Genomic DNA, 4,484 nt, shown 5'->3' with positions numbered 1-4,484 from the left:
TTCTTAAACTAAAATCTCTATGTGAGATATATTGAACTTACCTTAACACTAAATTAATAGCCATTTAAGAGATTTGCTTGACAAAATCATTTCTGCAAATTGGTTTGAATGAGTAAAGAAACAAAAAATGAACGTACAGGTTCAGAGTTTGGAATTGAATTTATATTCAAAAATTTATACCCTAGACTACTGCAATTTTCTTTAGACCTTATAAAGAATGATGACCTAGCGGAAGATTTAGTTCAAGAAGCATTCATTAATTACTGGAATCAAAGCTCATCCATTAAGCAAGATTATGAAATCATTAAAAGTTTTCTATATAAATCAGTAAAGAATGCTGCTTTAAATCATTTTAGGCATGAAAAAGTTGTTGATCGCTATCATAGATATCAATCTACTGATGAAACCGAAAACTGCGTATTAGACGCCATCATCAGAACTGAAATTTTAGGTGAACTAAATGCCGCAATACAATCACTACCGATGTCATGCAAACAGATATCCGAAATGAGTTATCTGGAAGAAATGAAAAATGGAGAGATAGCCGACCAACTAAGAATATCCATCAATACTGTTAAAACTCAGAAGCAAAGAGCTATCAAATCTCTACGAAATATTCTACGCCCACAATTTTAATGTTGTATTAAAATTTATATTTTTTTAAAAATAAATTCATACTCGTTGTCATCCTTTTATACCATTTGGGTTTCTTACAAAGAGAAATCAGGAATGGAAAAAGAACTACAAGCAATTAAAAAAGCTAAACGAATTCTCGCTTTAATTCAAAAGGAAAAGTTGTCTCCAATTGAACAGGGGGAATTGAATGAATGGATTCATCACGACCCCAAAAACGGACAACTTTTTACAGAAATATCAAATAGGAAATCGCAAAAACCCCATGCAGATCTCAATGAAAAAAACATTGATGATGCCTTTAATCGTTTTAAAATTCACTTCCATGAAAAGAGAAAAAAAACGATTCCCATTTTCAAATATGCCGCCATACTATTATGTTTTTTTTCAATCGGTTTCATTGGCTACAACTTAACTAAAAAAGAAACATCTCCAATCGTAACCAATCAAAACAAGGCTGTGAATCCAGGAAGTTCTAAAGCTATACTTACGCTTAGCAATGGAGAAGTGGTCAACCTTGATCAATTAAAAGATGGGAGATTGAAAAAAGAGAATGGAATGATCATAACGAAAACGGCAGGTAAAGTTTCTTATGAGTTTGCTCCATCTATAGAAAACTCCTCTAAAATAAGATACAATATAATTTCGACACCCAATGGAGGAGAATTCCAAATCTCTTTAACAGATGGGACCAAAGTTTGGTTAAACGCAGGATCGTCTTTAAGATTCCCGACAGCTTTTGAGGGGAATATCCGTGAAGTGGAATTGAAAGGTGAAGGATATTTTGAAGTAGCAAAAAACACCAAAAAGCCATTCCATGTAATTGTAAAAGATCCAGTTAGTAAAAAAAATCTAAATATTGAGGTCCTTGGAACCCATTTTAATGTAATGGCTTATGATGATGAAAAACGTATACAAACCACATTGCTTGAAGGAAAGGTCAAATTATCTTTCAATGGTGGCGAATCCGTTTTAAAGCCCGGAGAACAAGCTATTTTATCAAAAATTAATCAAGTGTTATCCATCCAAAAAGTAGATACAGAGATATGTGTGGCCTGGAAGAATGGTTATTTCATATTCGAAAACGAAGATTTAGCCAGCATTTTGAGAAAAGTATCAAGATGGTATAATGTGGACATTGAATATAAAAAGAATTTGAAAGACTTAACCTTCACAGGTAGTATTTCAAAATTTGAAGATGTTAGGCAGATTCTACAACTCATGGAGTTGACCGAAGTCATAAACTTTAAAATTGAGGGAAGGAGGATTATAGTGGGCACATAATTAAGAAAAGTAAAATAACGAGAGCGCAGCAACGCCCTCGTTCATTTAAGCTACCGTATCGATATAATTAAATCATTGGAAAATCAACACCACTTAAATTACTCAAATGTATGAAATTTCACCATTCATCAAAATTCAAATTATCATTTTCGAAACAAAAACCACTGCTAATTATGAAACTTACTGCTATCATAATGTTAGCTGCACTCATGCAGGTAAACGCTGCTGGATATGCACAGAAAATTACTATTCTTGCTGAAAATGCTTCTCTTGGGACAATATTTAAAGATATAAGAAATCAAAGCGGTTATAATTTCTTATATAATAACCAGATGATTAAGGAGGCAAATCCTATCACTATTTCAGTAAAAAATGCAAGCATAGAAAACGTTTTAAACGAATGTTTCAAAGGGCAACCTTTAAACTTTACCATCTTTAAAAACACAGTTGTTATTAAACGCAAAACTAACTATCAATCAATACCTCAAGATGTTGACGTTTCTGGTAAAGTTGTAGATGAAAATGGAGTGCCAATACCTGGGGTTACCGTATGGTTAAAAAATAAATTAGGAACTACCCTAACAGACCAAAATGGTAATTTTTCTATCAAATCTGATTTAAAGGATATCATTACATTTTCATATATTGGATATAAAAATCAGGAAATAAAACTCTATAATTCGAAAGAATTGAATATCATCATGCAACCAGAAGTTACTGGCCTAGGTGAAGTGGTGGTAGTTGGTTATGGTACACAAAAAAAAGAAAATCTAACTGGTGCAGTTGATCAAATAGATGCGAAAAAATTGGAATCTCAGCCTGTAGCCAATTTATCACAAGCTCTTCAGGGAGTTTCTCCAAACCTCAATATCACATTCAATGATGGTCATCCAGGTAGCGGAGGGACATTCAATATCAGAGGATTTGCATCAATCACCAACAATACTGGCTCGCCACTAGTATTAATAGATGGAGCTCCAGGAAATATAAATAACATCAACCCCCATGATGTTGAATCAATTTCCATATTAAAAGATGCAGCATCTTCTGCAGTTTATGGTGCAAGAGGTGCCTTTGGAGTTATTTTAGTTACAACAAAAAATGGAAAAAATGGAAAACTTTCTGTGAACTATAGCACAAACTTTAGTTTACAAACCCCTACAACTAATACTGATTTTATGACCGACGGATATACGCAGGCGAAATTAACTGATGAAGCTTTCATAAGATCCACAGGTGCAGGTTTTACAAATTACACAGAGAAAGACTACGAGGAACTGAAGAAAAGACAAACAGACCCTTCCTTGCCTTCTGTTGTCATCGATAATAGAAATGGCAAAGACATGTATATCTATTATGGTAATACTGATTGGTGGAGTACTTTTTTTAGAGATGTACAGCCATCTCTTGAACATGCTCTAAGTGTCACAGGTGGTAGCGATAAGATGGATTTTCTTTTATCTGGTAGATATTATCAGCAGAAAGGAATTATGCAAATCAGCCAAGACAAGTATAATGCATACAATTTCAGAGCTAAAATAAACGCCCATCTAACCCCTTGGTTTACATTATCAGGAAATACACAGTTTATAGCTAATGATTATACGTATCCAGGATTTGGGTATAACAGTAACTTTGTTTCTACAAGTGTTCATGAACTGGCATCATATGTACCTGTTAACCCGGATGGAACTGCAACCTACAGACCCGAAATCAACGCTGCTACCATTGGAGATGGGCTTGCCGCAAATTTATTACATGATAAATCCATGGGAAATCAAATAAATTACGATTTTATGAACACTTTGGGTGTCAAAATAAATTTAAATAAGGGAATAACCTTCACAGGTAATTATACTTATGACTTAACCCCATACACAACCCAACTAAGAAAAACCGCAGCACCTTGGTCTGTATATCCTGGAGTGATTAGTTATGTAGGAAACGATCAATTGAGTCAAAACACTTATAATAATCAATATCATGCTGTTAATGCTTTTGGGGATTATGAAAAAAGTTTTGGTCAGCATAACTTAAAGTTGACCACTGGATATAATCAAGAACTCAGAAAATTCCATACCACAACAGCCACAAGGTATAATTTACTTTCAGAAGACCTTAATGAACTTGATTTAGGGACTGGTGACGCCCTTGTAGGTAGTAGTGCAAGTGAATGGGGATTACTAGGATTTTTCGGTAGAATAAATTATGATTTTAAAAGCAAATATTTATTGGAGGTGAACGGAAGATACGATGGAACGTCTCGCTTCCCTAAAAATAATAGGTTCGGTTTCTTCCCATCTGTTTCTACCGGTTGGCGTATAAGTGAAGAATCGTTTTTTGAACCTTTGAAACCTATAATGTCTAATTTAAAACTAAGAGGTTCATACGGTTCTTTAGGAAACCAACAAATTAGTAGTAGCTATCCATATATTCCAGTAATCAACTCCGGTATAAGCACTTACATACTTAATGGAAACAAAGCACAATATTTGAGTTCTCCCAACCCAATTGATCCTGATTTCACATGGGAAAAAACAGCGACAATTAATGGAGGTGTAGACCTT

At 34.1% G+C, this 4,484-nt stretch carries 3 protein-coding genes; all 3 read left to right on the top strand.

Annotation, left to right across the window (positions count from 1 at the left end):
* Positions 1 to 108: 108 nt before the first annotated feature.
* Entirely contained in the window at positions 109 to 636 is a 528-nt protein-coding gene (locus ADIARSV_RS04060; RefSeq protein ID WP_040299031.1) for an RNA polymerase sigma-70 factor, read from the top strand.
* 93 nt (positions 637 to 729) lie between these two features.
* A complete protein-coding gene (locus ADIARSV_RS04055) occupies positions 730 to 1,917 on the top strand; it encodes a FecR family protein (RefSeq protein ID WP_152439765.1) in 1,188 nt (395 codons plus the stop codon).
* Between the two features lie 173 nt (positions 1,918 to 2,090).
* A partial coding sequence (locus ADIARSV_RS04050) for a SusC/RagA family TonB-linked outer membrane protein (protein ID WP_160166639.1) occupies positions 2,091 to 4,484 on the top strand: 2,394 nt, incomplete at its 3' end.

Origin of the sequence: Arcticibacter svalbardensis MN12-7, assembly GCF_000403135.1 — a bacterium.
In the GTDB taxonomy this organism is placed as follows: Bacteria; Bacteroidota; Bacteroidia; order Sphingobacteriales; family Sphingobacteriaceae; genus Arcticibacter; species Arcticibacter svalbardensis.
Note: the sequence above shows the minus strand (reverse complement) of the source record. Positions and strands in the feature narration are given on the sequence as shown.